We start from the raw sequence: 15,621 nt of genomic DNA on the forward strand, positions 1-15,621 counted from the left end.
ACGGTGCCTGACCTACTTGGTCAGGCACCATTTTTGGATACAATGGAAAGTCTAACAAAAGAAAAATCGAAGAAATGGAGTGTGGATCATGGTGAGGGGAAAAGAAGAATAGGTATAAGGTAACCGTCATGACTATTATTTCGAGATATGACGATTACCCTTCAGCTCGATTCTCAAGAGTGAAAACCCTTTTATCGATATCTGTGATTCTTGTGTTCAGATAATGAAAGTCTGTTTCAGAACGTTGGTTGCCCACTTTTAACAAAGCAATGACATCTTCTGTTTGTGAGGTTTCAATTCTATTAACCGTTTCCTTTATCTCTTTCAAGTCACTTCTTAACTCTTTCATATTACCTTCGACCCCTTGCACATTACTTTCAAGCCCTTGCATTTTTTGGCCGAGTCCTTGCACATTACTTTCAAGTCCTTGCATTTTTTGGCCGAGTCCTTGCACATTACTTTCAAGTCCTTGCATTTTTTGGCCGAGTCCTTGCACATTACTTTCGAGACCTTGCATTTTTTGGTCGAGACCTTGCACATTACTTTCGAGACCTTGCATTTTTTGGCCGAGACCTTGCACATTACTTTCGAGACCTTGCATTTTTTGGCCGAGACCTTGCACATTACTTTCGAGACCTTGCATTTTTTGGTCGAGACCTTGCACATTACTTTCGAGACCTTGCATTTTTTGGTCGAGACCTTGCACATTACTTTCGAGACCTTGCATTCTTCCATCGAGCCCTTTCATATTACGGTCAAGCTCTTTCAAGTTTTGGTCGAACACTTTCATGTTCCGTTGAATATCGGATAACATGTTTATGATTTGCTTTTCCATTTTATCACCTCCCTCATACAATTATAATGGAAATGAATCGATGATACTACCCTGATATTTTGTGAACTGGTAAGCCGAGGAAGGTTCCACGGGGACAGGTACCACGGCTCTATCTGCCGATTAAAACTGGCCGGGTTTCCTGTTACCGGTGGCTTTTCTGCTTACGGCTAACCTAATAGGAAGCATGAGAACCGTCTCTCTCCTATTTAATATTGTTTAATTCTGAATGTTTTGGAATAATTAGTAATAGTCTATTTAGAAAGTACGATGGGAACTGTGACCGGTTAACCAGCTAACTCATTATGGGGGGATCATGGATGAATAAGAAAAAAATAACGCTCTTGCTCACTTCAGTGGTGATTTTGGTGGCCGCCTATGCCTGGTATCAATCCACGAAATTATACGGTAATGATAAGGAATCCATCGTCAAAGTGATAAATTCGTTGGATGGCTATGTGGATAAAGACATTCGAATTGTGCAAATCGATGATTTTGATGATGTTCGAATTGTAGGGTTTCTGGCCAATCACAGGCCATCCTATATTGAGTTTGTTCAAAACGATAAGGGGAACTATGTGTGGAGGTATATTGAATCCGATCAAGACGGGACAATGGGCATGTTTTTACCTGGTTCACTTAGAAAAATCATGTTCGTGACGAATGATGAAAATGACATTGCGAAAATGACGGTAGATATTAATGGGAAAACACTTGAGCAAACGTTCCCTCCTTACAAGCAGAGCGTATCCTGGATGGATTTGCCTAAATCAAAAGATGGAGGGTATGAGTATCGGAACTATACATTTTATGATAAGACTGGGAGTTTGATTGAAGAGTATGAATGATTGTGAATTATATAGGACTAGTATTGGTAGTAACTACACTGATTGCATTTTTCACACTGCAAAATCGTTTGGATGAAAAAATCAATTAGCATTACCGTTTAATTGTTTAAGTTAATATCTGATATATTGATACTTTAGCAGCTGGTTCCGTGAGACATGAAAGTGATATAAAAGATTGGAAAAGCATATTGAAATAGGAGTGAAGAGTGATCATGATCAAACGGAATGTATCGCTCTTTTTTTGTTGACTAAAGCCAAGGTACCTGTCCCCATGGCTCCTTTTTCCATCAACAATCTCAAAACCAAAGAAGGAAATAAGGAATCTTTGAAGAATAGTAAAAGCGGATACTATGGGGGATCCTTGGGTATTTTTCACCATAGGGTATATTTTGATTTCAGTGTCCAAGTTTTTCGCCGTAAAAACGAAATACCGTTTTATGTTGTGATTTGAATCAAAATACTCTAATGTACGGGAGGAAATGAAATGACCAGCAATACGTTGACTTCAAGGGTGGAAAATGATCGGGTACTTGTGCTTGAGCGAGATTTTGATGCGCCGCGTGAGCTAGTGTTTACTATGTTTAAAGACTCTGAATATCTCAAACAGTGGTGGGGACCAAGAGGCTGGGAGCTTCCTGTATGTAACGTGGATTTCCGCCCGGGAGGTGTGTGGCACTACTGCATGAAGTGCGCAGATCGAGGTCAAGGAGAATATTTCGGTATGGAATCTTGGGGAAAAGGGGTTTACAAGGAGATCATCGAGCCGGAGAAGATCATCTACGTCGATTCCTTCTCAGATCCGGAAGGCAATACGAATGAAGACATGCCCTCGACTACCAATACATTGGAATTCATCGATTTGGGTGGCAGGACGAAGCTGATCAACCGTGCTGAATATGATTCGGCAGAGTCTCTCAAGACCGTTACGGACATGGGTGTGATACAAGGCATCACCGAAACGTGGAACCGCCTGGAGGAAGCCCTTCAGAAGCTGAAATAAAGAAGTTAGGGACGGACCTCCTACTTTAGAGAGGTCCGTCCCTCTTTTCCGTGGCTCCTTGAAGAGCAAACAAATTAATTTAAGGTTTCTTTAACCTTCCCTTAAGTTTCCTATAAGGTAAATAATGTATTCTCTATCTATGAACCTTTTAATGCTGAGCTTATCACTGAATAAGACAAGTGCCGAGGTATCATATTTAGAGAGGAGAAGGGATCATGAAACAAATAGGTAGAAACACATTACTAGTATTAATAGCTCTGATGTTAATAGTAGGGATGGTTGGCCCATCTGTTAGTGCGGCACCCATGGCGACCGAAGAAGAAGTGGAGGAATTGGCTGCTGATCTTGAATTTTTGATGGAGGAAGCGGCTATCTATGATTCTGAAGGCAGGGTTATAGGGTTTGATTTTGCTCAATTGGAAGAGGAGTTTGGAAAGGTGAAGGAGCTTGATATGCTGGAACAAGAGATCAACTCTGCAAGTAGCGAAGGTCTTAATCCCATGATGGCGGCACAATCACAATCGATCCAGCCATTCGCCGCCAAGAAGACGTGGAAGGGCTGTATGATTGGTGCGTTAAAGGATCATTTTGGGGTTGCTATTATTGAGGTGGCGATGACTGGCGGGTTATGGGCTTAATTAGAGAAGAAGGCTTATAAAGAAGCTGCGAAACTATTAATCAAGATTGGCGTCGGTGGAAATGCCATTGGAATGGTCGCGTTCTTGACGTATTATTCTGCTAAATGTCTGGAAGGTGTCGGACCTTGGGCCAGCAAAACGGTTGAATCGGATCATTCTATATTAAACAGACACGCTTATACTTTAGTGTAAGAAATCCATTACCCAGATAAGGATGATGATGATGGAGCAACAAAAAGAGAAACTATACTTCCTGGGATACTTTCTTATATTCCCACTTATATTTATCACGAGCTTCTTGTTATGGGGGTTCGTTATAAAAGGAAATGGACTATGGATCGTGTTAACAGATGCGTTATCAATTATAGGGATTTATTATATCCTTACAAGTATTATTTTTAGTTTTGTTATGAGGAAGCAAGTGAAGTTCGAAAATGAATGAAATGGAAATGCCCCCCCCGAACGTAGAAAGTTTCAGCGGTCGGGGGCATTTCTTTTTCAGAAGTTAGGGACGGACCTCCTACTTTAGAGAGGTCCGTCCCTCTTTCACTTATTCAAAAACTCTCTAGCAATTACATGTTCGGGATCTAATGCCAGAATCCTTCTCGCCGTATCACAGGCTTCCTCTTCACTGACGACTTTATCGGGGATTTGATGCAAGAATAATAGATTGGATAGATAGCCGATATCTTGTCGGTCTGTTAACTCCACGCATCGCCTTGCATGATAAAGGGCAGCGTAATAAGCACCGTCCAGGTAATTTAGTGGAACCACCATCAATCTGAACGCCATCTCATGTAATTCAACGGTTTCCTCTTCGACTAGTAAACTCATAATGAAGGCGTAATTCGTTATACTTGAATCCTTGAAGGCTGTTTCCATCAGTTCTTCATCAAGTTCTGAATAGGAAAGTTCATTCGTCATTTCTTTTGCTTCTTCAAAATGTCCTTTTATGATGAACTCATTTAGTTTGTTTGTCATGTTCATTACCCACCAATTATTCCTTTTTTAGACAATGGCCAGTCATATATTTCGATGACCATTAACCTACTAATTGTACAACACATCCTTTGCCCCAACCTTAAAGGAACCTTAAATTAACCATAAATCTCAAAAAACATCGCCACTTCCATGATAAAATAGGATAAAAATTTGATTTTACAAGACTGGGAGTAAGGGTATGGCAGAGTTGATTTATATAGCGGAAGATGATGTGGAAATTAACCAATTGATCAGCCTTCATTTGCGGAATGAGGGGTACGAGGTGGAGCAGACTTATGATGGAGCTGAAGTGATCCGTAAATGCAGGGAGAAGCGGCCGAGCCTTCTGATCCTGGACTTGATGATGCCGAAAGTGGATGGGTTTCAGGTGATCAAAGAGGTTCGGAAAAGCTGTAAGGTTCCGATCATGCTGCTGACAGCGAGGGCGGATGATGCAGACAAAGTACTGGGATTTGGGCTGGGGGCAGATGACTATGTGGTGAAGCCCTTTAGTATGATTGAGCTCGTATCGAGAGCGAATGCCCAGATTCGGCGGTATACGGATTATCGTGTGGTGGAGGAGGAAGGTGTCATTCGAAACGGTTCTCTCGAATATGACCCCATCAATCAGACGGTGACCAAAGATGGGGAGCGGCTCCTATTGACGCCTAAGGAGACGAAGCTGTTATCGATTTTCATGAAGAATGTGAATCGATTGTATACGAAGGCTCAGTTGTATGAGCTTGTATGGAACACGGACTACATCGGGGACAGCAATACCATCATGGTTCATATCAGTCGGATCAGAGAACAAATTGAGGCAGATCCTAAATCCCCTGCCTATATCACGACGGTGAAAGGACTCGGCTATCGGATGGAGGACCATGAAGACTAATCCGATCCTCCTCAAAAAGTCCATTTCCATCACCAAGCAATTTTTTATCAACTATGCTTTATTGTTTATCATTCTACTCGGAGTAGGGACGTTCACCCTGGTGGCAAACTTTGTGTATGTCGAAACCGTGTATGAGGACTTGGATCAGGAATTCCTAGAAGGGACGTATGAAGATGCGAAGAAATTGGGGATGAAAGCGGCATTCAAGAAGAATGAGCTGCCGGATCATGCCTACCTTGAAATCGTCAGTCCCGATTATAAGGTGATCGACCAATTCAATAGTCCTCATAAGATCGGGTTTAACTATGGATTGAATGAATTTCTGAAGGAAACCGATACGTATGATACGGATTTATATATACCTGAGAATAGTGAAGAGTATCTATTACTCTATTTTCCCGCAGATGACTATTTCCAATTGGATGATGTGTTCTTCTTCACTATCCTCTTTTTCATGGTGTGCTTGATCGTCATTCTGTATTGGTATGTGAAGAGAACTTCCGTCCAGCTCATTCAGCCGATCCAGAAGCTTCTTAAAGGGATCGATTCGATTTCATCAGGAAACTACGGAGAGAAGATCGAGTTCGAGGCGAATCAGGAATTGAACCAGTTGAAACATAACATTAACCAAATGGCAGAGACGATCGGCACGGAAATCGCATTGAAGGAAAGGTCCGAGAACTTGAGGAAGCAGCTGATTCTGGACATTTCCCACGATCTGAAAACCCCATTGACCAATATACAGGGTTACGCGGAAACGTTGACCAGCCTAACGAATCTGAGTCGAGCAGATCAGAAGAAATATACCGATATCATCGTGTCCAACAGCAAGAGAGCAAACCGGCTCATCCATGACCTGTTCGACCTGTCCCATATGGATATAGACTGCGATCCGGTATCGCTTAAGGAAAACGATATGGCCGAATGGCTCCGTACCATGCTGTCTTCCTTTGTAGAAGAGTTCGAGGAGAAAGGGATGGAGTATCACCTGGATATTACCGAGGATACGCTGATGGTGAAATTCGATCCTTCCAAGCTTGAAAGGGCGATTACGAACATTCTCCAGAATGGGATGGCGTCCAGTGATGGATATCTGTCGATTTCACTCAAGCAGAGACAGAATCAGGCCATCATGACGATCGAGGATAAGGGGATCGGGGTACCCGTCGACTACCATGAAAAGATATTCGAACCGTTTGTGCGGATGGATGCATCCAGGAATGGTGAGACCGGAGGAACGGGATTGGGACTTGCGATTGTGAAGAAAATCATCGAGCAAAGTGGTGGAACCATTGAGTTGGATGGGACTTATGATGACGGTTGCCGGTTTGTGGTTGTTTTTAACATGAAATAAATAGTTCATACAGCTCTAAGATTTCACCTGGCCCTCCGTACAGGGGTGAATGGGGCCGGACCCCGGTCTACTCAAAGTAGGGTGGGATCCGTCCTCTATTATCTGGGGACAGATACCGTGGCTCAATTGCGCGAAATATGTGCCGAGGTACCTGTCCCCTTGGCTTTTCCCTTGGCTTTTGAGAGGTCCGTCCCTCTTTTCCGTGACCATGCCTTTCTATGATTAAAATGCTATAATAAAACAAAAAAGGAAGGAAGGGATTGTATGGGATGTCCCGGTGATTTAAGGGAGCGAATTTTAGATGAATTGAAGTTCATTCTGAATAAAGAACTCGCCAAGGAAAATGTGCGTGTATATTTATTTGGTTCTTGGGCCCGTCAGGAAGAAAAGCAGAGTTCGGACATCGACATCGCGATAGAATCCCACTCCCCGCTTTCTCCTTTTACATGGAATCAATTGATAGAGCAAATCGAGGATTCGACCATTCCTTATAAAGTGGACGTGGTGGATATGCACCATGCTGAGGGAGCGTTAGTCCAACAAGTGAAAGAGGAGGGGATCTTATGGAAAGATTACAGAAACGACTAGGGTCTGCAAAGAAGGCACTGATTTATTTTGAAAAGTTAGCGATGATTGAAAATCCGAATGATGTGGAAAGAGATGCAGCTATTCAACGATTTGAATTTTCGTTTGAGGCAAGCTGGAAAGCGGCAAAGCAATATTTGTATGACATGGAGGGGGTAGATATTGGCTCACCAAAGGGTGTCATACGCAGTTGCAGGGAAGTCCAATTGTTGGAGGATGACGAGGCTGTTTTGGCATTAGAAATGGTAAACGATCGGAATTTGACCGTCCATACTTATAATGAGGAAGTGGCGATAAAAATTCATAGCAATTTGAACCGATATTATACCCTTCTTCAGCAATGGGTTGAACGGATGGTTGAAAGAGTTGTGGAATAAGAAACGCACATGCTGGTTCCAGCCCCGGTACGATAATGCTTTATCGTACCGGGGGCTGGGACCGTTTTTATAATTCCAATCCTGTTTGCCCTTATTGCAGTATTGATGAAGGAGCAGCCGGGTTCAATCATGCCATCTGGATTTTCATATTCAGAAATTGTTCCAAGGCAATATGGAGACTTGATGTGACCGTAATATTAGAAGTATTAATTCCCAGGTGGGTCATGGTCTGGGCGATCTCGGGTCTTATCCCGGATAGGATGGTTTTCACTCCGATTAAGGATAAGGCTTCCACTACCTTGAAGATACGGTCGGCTACCATCGTATCAATAATGGGAACGCCTGATAAATCAATCACCATATATTCTAATCCTAAATCACTGCCTTTTGAAAGTGCTTTATCCATTAGCTCTTGAGCTCTTTGGGTATCAATATCGCCTATTAGAGGCAGTACCCCTATTTGATTCGATATTTTGATTACCGGGATGGATAATTCTAACGCTGTAGCTTCTGCAGCATTGATACGGGTATAAAATCTTCTGGAATAAGAGATGCTTAACCAGTGAACGGCCCGGTCTACCACTGCATCAAAATCTGAAATCAGGTTATAGAATTGATCAAATGTCAAGTTGAAACCCGAGGCTTCATCTTTAATGATCTGCCCGATTAAATTCCGGTAATCTCTTACTTCATCCAAAGCAATCTCTAATGGAAGATTGAAGTTAACCAGTGTATCGACGGCTTCTGCTCCCCACTCCTTTAAGAGCTGGTAGGACGTATCTAAGTCACTATTTATAGATTTTGCATAAATTTCAATTATATCTTCACGCCAAATATGAAGCTGCGATTCTATGTTGGTGGGTTGGTTTGAGCTCAGGTTGTTCTTTTGAACGATAAGTTCTTGCTTTTTATCCATTATTTTATCAGATATAGCCTTAGCGTATTTGAAGTCAACTTGATTGATCATGTAGTCAAAATCTCTCCTTTACCGGGATTTTACAAATATAATAGTAACATAAGTAAGAGAGTCAAGGAACCAATCCCTCTCGCTCCCTTTACTGGAAATAAAATCCATAGGGACAGGTGCCTTGGCTCCATTTTGTATAAGTAGTTTTTCATAAAGAAAATTCGACAAGGAGGATGAATTATTTATGAAGAGGATTAAATAATCCAAAAGGAGGATCGATAAATTCAAAACAGGATTAATAATTGAAATTCAAGATTGAATGTGGGCCAATCGGGATCAATTCCATAGTAGAAGGGAGTTCTTTCGAGGAATCACACTCTACATCTGGGACCTCATACCTCCCAAAGAACCGTCTCCAACTAAAAATGGACAATCTAACGTCCTTTCCCCTCGAAAAGCAGATAAAAGGGGACCGATGGACTTCAATTCAGGAGTGAATGGGGACGGATCCCGCTTTATATAAAGTAGGATGGGATCCGTTCCCTATTAACTTGCTTTGATAAATAAGCGGAGAAATTTCTCTTAATTAGGAAAAAGAATAAAAATCACCTTAAATAGACGGATAGATTCCGTCTATTAACTCGTAAAACGTGTAAATCGGTAACTTTAATTTGCTTAACCGGAAAAATTCCGCCTATATACCCCGTACCGAGCTATATTCTGCAAACTAAACGGAAAAACTCCGCTTATTTTATATATCACTGGTTACTCATTAAAGGATAAGACTTCACATTAACATATATAGGGAATTCAAATGTGTTGTGTAGCATTTTTGGCATGACAAAACCGTCAAATATATAAAGAGGAGATGCTAAATGTTTTGGTTGAAATTTGTCTTCATTGCGATGATCGTGTTTGCTCTTATTTCACTTGTTAAATTCATTCTACGAAAAATGTTTAAGATCGAGAAAGTAAAGAAGGAGTTCTTTTCTAATAATCATATTAACGAGTTACATCGTAAAGTGGACAAATGGGTGAGGCGTTCGACCGGGCTCATCTTTGCTATACTCATTTTGGTTCAGATTAACAATGAGGCCTTTAATTACTTGTTGCTATTGGGAATTATTTTTTCCGCCATGCTGGACTATGGTGTCAAAGCATACTTTGAGTATAAATATAGCGAAGTCCCGAAGCAGGCGATCTTAACGTTAACTGAATTGTTCCTGATTCTGACAGCCCTAGTGGTTGTTGTTCAGATGGGGATGCTGGGTCCTTTTTAATAAGCAAGTTGCTGCTTCATTTTCTGTAGTGAATGGGGACGGATCCCGCTTTACATAAAGTAGGATGGGATCCGTCCCCTATTAACCCAAGAAGAAACTCTTCTATCGTCGAGGTGTTTAATTTTGCAGAAATGCGATCATTGTCATACTCCATTTAGTTGGAGTGAAATCTATAAATCTTTTATATGGACATACAAACCAATTGAGTGTAGTAACTGTGGAACGGAACACAGAATAACTATTTTGGGGAGGTTAACTTTTGTTCTTTGCACAATTGCACCTTCGCTGATTTTTTTGAATTTCTTATCCCCTTTCGATAATTTCATTTTAACTTTTGTTATAGGGATATCCATTTTCTTGGGTGGTTCATTGTTAACACCATTTTTTGTTAAGTATAAGGGGGTAGTGTGAGCAGAAAGAAGCGGATTTATAGAAATATGAGAAAGCCTAATTACTCAATTCAAGTGAAGAAATAAGGCTTTTTTCAATACTCCATTAACGCACCTTGCCTAAATGAAGCGAGCTAGTGGGCTGACCTGTAGTGAATGTGGCCGGATCCCGCTTGACATAAAGGAGGATGGGATCCGTCCCCTATTAACCCCTGCTCATAAAAGAGAGGTGATTAAAATAGGAAAGAGAATATTTTGGGCACTAAACTGTGTCATTGCAGGACTATTAATTGGATATGGATTGTTTATGGTTACAATCTCAGATGTCGTTAAGCTTGGTACGTTATTAGCATTGGTGGGTGCCTCTCATGCAGTTTTAAGCCTTTGGGGATACAAAAAGTATGTCGGCAAAGGTATATTCCATATGAAATAAACTTTGACAGGTCGGCGATGTACAATCCTCGACCTTTTTCTAATCATGGACTAGAATCGAAAGTAGTGAATGTGGCCGGACCCCGCTTGACTTAAAGTAGGATGGGATCCGTCCCCTACCCAAAATCAGTACATAAGAGGTGTCCAATATCATGAACTGGAAATTAAAGAGCTTTCATGAACTATCCACTGACGAGTTATACAGGATTTTACAAGTGAGGACCCAGGTCTTTGTGGTGGAACAGCATTGTCCCTACCTGGAAGCCGATGGGAAGGATGTGCACTCGTATCATCTTTATAAAGAAGAGAACGGGGAGATGGTTGCCTATGCAAGACTTTTACCGGCAGGTGTTTCGTATAAAGAACCTTCCATTGGCAGAGTTCTTGTGAAGGAAGGATATCGTCGTAAAGGACTGGCAAGCGAATTAGTAAAAAGAGGACTGGATTTCATTCATGATGAATTAGGGGAAAGATCGGTGAAGATTCAGGCTCAGGAATATTTAAGGGAGTTCTATGGGTCATTTGGATTCAGGGCGATAACGGAAACCTATCTGGATGATGGAATCCCTCATATTGATATGGTTTTGCAAAAGTAATGGACCCATTCTAAAGGAGCCGCCGTCTGCATGAAATAATTTTGAATAAATAACATAAAAGTAATATAATGGAAAAAAAATGGGGATATAGAATGAAAAAGTACGGGTTACTGTCAGTTCTTTTCTTTTTAGCAGCATTTTCGGTTTATTTTATATCGATGTTTATAACAGGGGACTTATTCTCTGGAAAAGTAATGATCATGATTGTCATAGTGCTTCCGTTGATCGGACTGATATTGGGTCTTAAAGGCAAAGGCGGTTTTAAAACAATCGGAATCATAGGTAATTCTTTCATTCTTCTCATTTCGGTAGTTGTTCCACTGGTTTCAATATTCTTTTGGAATCAGCCATAACAAAGAAATATAAATCAATCATATATTGGTGCCGGACCCTAAGACATAAGTGAATCGGGGTCAGGCACCGTTTTTTTTGGTAACATATAGGGAAGGTATATCAATTAATTGGCAGGTTAAGAGAATAAGAGAGATTACTCAAAAAGTGTGGAGGATACGATCGTTATGAAATACGAAGCGATCGCGGAAACGCATATATGGAGGTTCGTATGAAGCAATTTAATGAAGAATGTAACCAAGTAACAGATTATATTAATGAATTGATGCAGAATCACCAGGGAGTCGGAGTAAGCGTTGCCATTGTGAAAGACTCAGAGACGATCTATTCTAAGGGTTTCGGGAATGCCCGGATCGGAAACGCAGAACGACCGATTGATGGTGATACATGGATGAGCATTCAAAGTGTATCCAAGAACTTTATGGCCCTTTCCATTATGCAGCTTGTTGAGAAGCATTGGATTGCATTGGACGATGCGGTTGTTACCTATTTGCCATACTTCCGAACGAAGAATAAAGAACAGAGTGACAGGATTACGATACGGCATGTGTTGTCCCATACGGCAGGGTTCCCTTCAGAAGTAGGGATCGCCAATATGATTGCTCCGAATGTGAGGGAAATTTTTTCTGACACACCGACAGAATTTCAGGAGGCATTGGATCATTATCAGCTGACAGAAGAAGAGATTGCTAGTATAAAGAATCGCGAAGATATCACGAAATGGTTTGAAAAAGTAGAGTTGGAATACCCACCAGGAGAGGGATGGAATTATTGCACAGATGCGTATGTGATTCTTGCTGATCTGTTTGAAAAGGTGACAGGAAGTAAATGGGAAGCATTTCTTCACGAGGAAATCCTTACATCCCTAGATATGAAGCGGACGACGAGTGACTCATATGAGGTTGAGGAAGATCCGAACAGTGCCAGATATTATGTAGGCGAGGATAAAATCGAAACGCCTTTTCCCATCAACCCAATCTCGGCTCCAATCGGGTATTTGTATTCGACAGCCAATGATTTAGGCAACTATGTAACATTCCATTTGAATAAAGAATCGACTATTTTACAATCAGAATTAATAGAAGAAATGCAAAAGCCCATCCATCTTGTAAGCGAGGAATGGCGGGCACCTGGATGTGACGTCAGGAGCTATGGACTTGCCTGGTTTACAGACACTTATAGAGGATACAAAATCGTTGAACATGGTGGAGGCCAGTTAGGAGTAAGAGCCCTGATGACCATGGTTCCTGAGCTCAATCTGGGAGTGGTGGTTTTATTGAATTTTGACGGGACTATTCATCATGATATTTGTGATAAGATTATGGATGTTTTTATGGATTCATGACATATATTTTAGTGGATGATTGGGGGCAGTCCCTTAACACGCTATAGCGTGCCGAGGGACTGCCCCCTTTTCTCCTGCCATACATCGATATTGGAAGCTCTAGATATGTCCCGTAGCTTTCTGCGGTTAGTATGTTATAATGGTTATAACGTTATGACGAGGGGTGAGAAAAGTGGAACAATATGAGCGGAGAGTTACAAGGATAGGAAATAGCTATGGTATCACGATTCCTACTGAGCTTCTTAAGCAAGTTGGATTAGCTCAAGGGGATGACGTTCAGGTTGAAGTCAAAGAAGGGAAAATTGTTTTACGGAAAAAAGAACAGCTAACACTTCCTGAAGGAGTAGATGCTGAGTTCATGGATATTCTAAATGATGTGATTAAGGAACATGACAAAGCCTTTAAAGGGTTAGTGGACAAATAATGGATGAATTTATTTATCTGACCACAAACCAAGTGATTGCCATAAACACAGTACAAATTCGTCTGTACTCACCAAAGGAACCTGTAGGGGTTAAAGATGCGCACCTTCTGGATTCAGCCATTAACCGGCCAAAACAATCTGCATTTGGCCGTGATGCTTATCCGGAAATATCTGAAAAGGCGGCAGCTCTATTTGAATCCATTGCAAAAAACCACGCGTTTCATAATGCCAACAAACGAACGGCGCTTGCTTCACTCATTATTTTCTTGAAGATTAATCATTATAAATGGACAATGGGAATTGAAGAAGAACAAGATTTTACAGTGGACGTAGTGAATCACAAATACAATTTTGAAGAGATTGTTTTTAGCATTCAACAACATATCGTAAAAATTTAATGCCATTCTCTTGGAATATTGAGAGTGGTATTTTTAATGATGAGACTATGATTAATCGGTCCCTGATCCCCAGCAAGGTGATCAGGCACTTTTTCTTCAGGGAAAACCCCGTGGGTTATAATAGATAAAGGTTCTGATCGGGTGATCAGAACCTTTTTTCCTTTCCTGTTAATGTAGGTGGTTAACGTTGTTGAACACTTCTTTCTAGATCCTTCTGTTGGATAATGTCCTTTACGCTGATGTCTCATGCTTCCGGTCCAATCGATGACTCAAGAATGTCAACAGACTTGCACAAAGGGCAACCACTCCACCGACTAGCGACACATTCATCAAGGGCCCTTGATGGTAAACAAGGCCTCCGAGTGCCGATCCCATGGCGATACCGACGTTGCTTGCAACGGGCATCAAGGAAGCGGCGAGTCCTGTCGCTTTCGGTTGATACACACCGGCAAGGTCAATCAAGTAAAGCTGGGTTGAGGTCGTTAGCAAGATCGCCATCAAGGACATCAAGCCAATGTTGATCAAGCCGATGATAAAATGGCCGGTCGTAAAGTACAATCCGATCAGGACAAAGGCCTGGATAAGGAAAACGAAACGCAGGCGTCCGATGGCATTGTGACTGGCAATCTTTCCGGCCAGTATGTTGCTGAATATCGAGATGAATCCGTAGGCGAACAGAATCAAGCTGATGGAGCTGCCTGGTGCTCCCATCATGTCCAGAATCGGGACAAGATACGTAAAGACCGCATAGGTGGCACCGAATCCGAGAGCCGGGATGAAGAAAGCCATCAAGATCCGCGGGTGGGTCAATAAAGAGAACTGGTCACGCATGGAACTGCGGTATTGACTGAGCTTACTCGGCAAGTTCATGAACGATGCCAAAAAGGCAAGCACACCAAGGATCGTCGTCAACAGGAACGTGGCATGCCAGTCGTACCACTCCGCGATGACGGTACCGATGGGAACTCCGATCACGTTTGCCAGAGTGAACCCGCCGAAAACGAAGGAAATGGCCACTCCCCGTTTCGTCACGGGAATCGCTTCGCTGGCGATCGTCATGGCAAGGGAAATCGATACTCCTGTGACAATGGCTGTCAGCATGCGAAGGACAAGGAGCATGACGTAGCTTGTCGAAATCACACACAATGCATTCAGGATGATAAATGTTCCTATCAAAAACAACATCCATTTCCGCTTTGGAAAATGGCTTGTTGCCGACATCACGATCGGGGTGGCGATGGCAAAAGTAATCGCAAACGCCGACACCAGCGTACCTGCCTTTGCGTTCGTTATATGAAGGCTCGAGGAAATCTCCGTTAAGATCCCCACGATGACAAATTCGCTTGTCCCGAGAACAAACGTTAGTAAACTAAGTGTGAAGATAAGAAACCAATGCTGTTTGGTTAATACAGTCTCTTGCATAAGTACCTCTTTTCTAGGATGGATAGACATCAATATTAGTATAGGCAAACAATTTAATTATCATATCATAGAATGGGACAGTGGGGACAGGTCACTTGTCCCGGGAAAGCATGGGGGCAGCTCTGATGCTTTCTAAACAAAAAAGGAATGCTTTTTATTCTAAGTAGTTCAGTTTTTGTGGAGAAACATCGCAAATGGCATATGAATTAGCATACCTTATAGCACAGTAAATAGCAGAACAGTTTGTATTGATATATCGGCGTTTTATAAGAAGATAACAACAAAATAACGTAAGAAATAGCACCCATAATAACAACGTGACAATGGCTATTGTCATTGTGCGAATTAGGGTGCTATTTTACTTGTGAATTGGTATGTGATTATCATACTGTTGCGAGAAAAAATAAAGGATTTATTACATTATGTGGTAAAATAAATCTAAAGAGTATGAAAATTCAGTTCTTCAACTAACGGGCAGCATTCCTGTTATGAAGAAAAATAGAGTTTGAACAAAAAAAGAACCTCTTGGTATGATAAGAGTGTCCTGAGCCGGCAAGCAAAACGGAC

The 15,621-nt window shown here is 41.7% G+C and carries 19 protein-coding genes; 15 read left to right on the plus strand and 4 right to left on the minus strand.

The genetic code is table 11. The annotated features are described in order from the left end of the window. Positions 1 to 154: 154 nt before the first annotated feature. Positions 155 to 835, minus strand: coding sequence for a hypothetical protein (locus DET59_RS19130; protein ID WP_113971198.1), 681 nt, complete (start codon positions 833 to 835; stop codon positions 155 to 157). Positions 836 to 1,152: 317 nt separating this feature from the next. On the opposite strand from DET59_RS19130, the gene DET59_RS19135 reads away from it, so the two are divergent. From DET59_RS19135 to DET59_RS19155, 4 genes are all read left to right on the plus strand, one after another. Beyond that, positions 1,153 to 1,680 carry a hypothetical protein gene (locus DET59_RS19135; protein WP_113971199.1) on the plus strand — a complete coding sequence of 176 codons (528 nt, stop codon included), beginning with the start codon at positions 1,153 to 1,155 and terminating at the stop codon, positions 1,678 to 1,680. A gap of 484 nt (positions 1,681 to 2,164) precedes the next feature. Further along, positions 2,165 to 2,680, plus strand: coding sequence for an SRPBCC domain-containing protein (locus DET59_RS19145; protein WP_113971201.1), 516 nt, complete (start codon positions 2,165 to 2,167; stop codon positions 2,678 to 2,680). Between the two features lie 215 nt (positions 2,681 to 2,895). Beyond that, complete coding sequence (locus tag DET59_RS19150) at positions 2,896 to 3,318, plus strand: hypothetical protein (protein WP_113971202.1); 423 nt, start codon at positions 2,896 to 2,898, stop codon at positions 3,316 to 3,318. A 223-nt stretch (positions 3,319 to 3,541) separates the two neighbouring features. After that, positions 3,542 to 3,760 (plus strand): hypothetical protein, encoded by a 219-nt coding sequence (locus tag DET59_RS19155; protein WP_113971203.1) that lies wholly within the window; start codon positions 3,542 to 3,544, stop codon positions 3,758 to 3,760. A 104-nt stretch (positions 3,761 to 3,864) separates the two neighbouring features. On the opposite strand, the gene DET59_RS19160 is transcribed toward DET59_RS19155, so the two are convergent. Further along, on the minus strand, positions 3,865 to 4,299 hold the full coding sequence (locus DET59_RS19160) for a hypothetical protein (protein ID WP_113971204.1): 435 nt from the start codon (positions 4,297 to 4,299) through the stop codon (positions 3,865 to 3,867). Positions 4,300 to 4,498: 199 nt separating this feature from the next. On the opposite strand from DET59_RS19160, the gene DET59_RS19165 reads away from it, so the two are divergent. The 4 genes from DET59_RS19165 to DET59_RS19180 all read left to right on the plus strand — a co-directional run bounded on the left by DET59_RS19165 (position 4,499) and on the right by DET59_RS19180 (position 7,510). Continuing rightward, the gene (locus DET59_RS19165) at positions 4,499 to 5,194 is read left to right on the plus strand and encodes a response regulator transcription factor (protein WP_113971205.1); all 696 of its coding nucleotides are present in this window, start codon (positions 4,499 to 4,501) and stop codon (positions 5,192 to 5,194) included. Next, positions 5,184 to 6,548 carry a sensor histidine kinase gene (locus DET59_RS19170; RefSeq protein ID WP_113971206.1) on the plus strand — a complete coding sequence of 455 codons (1,365 nt, stop codon included), beginning with the start codon at positions 5,184 to 5,186 and terminating at the stop codon, positions 6,546 to 6,548. Before DET59_RS19165 ends, DET59_RS19170 begins: the two co-directional genes overlap by 11 nt. A gap of 264 nt (positions 6,549 to 6,812) precedes the next feature. After that, positions 6,813 to 7,136 (plus strand): nucleotidyltransferase family protein, encoded by a 324-nt coding sequence (locus DET59_RS19175; RefSeq protein WP_113971207.1) that lies wholly within the window; start codon positions 6,813 to 6,815, stop codon positions 7,134 to 7,136. Next, a complete protein-coding gene (locus tag DET59_RS19180) occupies positions 7,112 to 7,510 on the plus strand; it encodes an HI0074 family nucleotidyltransferase substrate-binding subunit (protein WP_113971208.1) in 399 nt (132 codons plus the stop codon). Before DET59_RS19175 ends, DET59_RS19180 begins: the two co-directional genes overlap by 25 nt. A gap of 127 nt (positions 7,511 to 7,637) precedes the next feature. On the opposite strand, the gene DET59_RS19185 is transcribed toward DET59_RS19180, so the two are convergent. Next, the gene (locus DET59_RS19185) at positions 7,638 to 8,477 is read right to left on the minus strand and encodes an STAS domain-containing protein (RefSeq protein WP_113971209.1); all 840 of its coding nucleotides are present in this window, start codon (positions 8,475 to 8,477) and stop codon (positions 7,638 to 7,640) included. 815 nt (positions 8,478 to 9,292) lie between these two features. Here DET59_RS19185 and DET59_RS19195 point away from each other — a divergent pair. The 7 genes from DET59_RS19195 to DET59_RS19225 all read left to right on the plus strand — a co-directional run bounded on the left by DET59_RS19195 (position 9,293) and on the right by DET59_RS19225 (position 13,632). Beyond that, positions 9,293 to 9,697, plus strand: coding sequence for a DUF4181 domain-containing protein (locus DET59_RS19195; protein WP_113971211.1), 405 nt, complete (start codon positions 9,293 to 9,295; stop codon positions 9,695 to 9,697). A gap of 123 nt (positions 9,698 to 9,820) precedes the next feature. Next, positions 9,821 to 10,108 (plus strand): TIGR04104 family putative zinc finger protein, encoded by a 288-nt coding sequence (locus DET59_RS22335; RefSeq protein ID WP_181778239.1) that lies wholly within the window; start codon positions 9,821 to 9,823, stop codon positions 10,106 to 10,108. A gap of 562 nt (positions 10,109 to 10,670) precedes the next feature. Continuing rightward, positions 10,671 to 11,114 (plus strand): GNAT family N-acetyltransferase, encoded by a 444-nt coding sequence (locus DET59_RS19205; RefSeq protein WP_113971213.1) that lies wholly within the window; start codon positions 10,671 to 10,673, stop codon positions 11,112 to 11,114. A gap of 92 nt (positions 11,115 to 11,206) precedes the next feature. After that, on the plus strand, positions 11,207 to 11,467 hold the full coding sequence (locus tag DET59_RS19210) for a hypothetical protein (RefSeq protein ID WP_113971214.1): 261 nt from the start codon (positions 11,207 to 11,209) through the stop codon (positions 11,465 to 11,467). A gap of 209 nt (positions 11,468 to 11,676) precedes the next feature. Continuing rightward, a complete protein-coding gene (locus DET59_RS19215) occupies positions 11,677 to 12,810 on the plus strand; it encodes a serine hydrolase domain-containing protein (RefSeq protein ID WP_181778240.1) in 1,134 nt (377 codons plus the stop codon). A gap of 172 nt (positions 12,811 to 12,982) precedes the next feature. Further along, a complete protein-coding gene (locus DET59_RS19220; RefSeq protein ID WP_113971216.1) occupies positions 12,983 to 13,234 on the plus strand; it encodes an AbrB/MazE/SpoVT family DNA-binding domain-containing protein in 252 nt (83 codons plus the stop codon). Then, on the plus strand, positions 13,234 to 13,632 hold the full coding sequence (locus DET59_RS19225) for a type II toxin-antitoxin system death-on-curing family toxin (protein WP_113971217.1): 399 nt from the start codon (positions 13,234 to 13,236) through the stop codon (positions 13,630 to 13,632). Before DET59_RS19220 ends, DET59_RS19225 begins: the two co-directional genes overlap by 1 nt. A 231-nt stretch (positions 13,633 to 13,863) precedes the next feature. Here DET59_RS19225 and DET59_RS19235 read toward each other — a convergent pair whose 3' ends face one another. Beyond that, on the minus strand, positions 13,864 to 15,054 hold the full coding sequence (locus DET59_RS19235) for an MFS transporter (RefSeq protein WP_113971219.1): 1,191 nt from the start codon (positions 15,052 to 15,054) through the stop codon (positions 13,864 to 13,866). Positions 15,055 to 15,621 lie beyond the last annotated feature (567 nt).

The organism is Rossellomorea aquimaris (assembly GCF_003315075.1).
GTDB classification, from domain to species: Bacteria; Bacillota; Bacilli; order Bacillales; family Bacillaceae_B; genus Rossellomorea; species Rossellomorea aquimaris_C.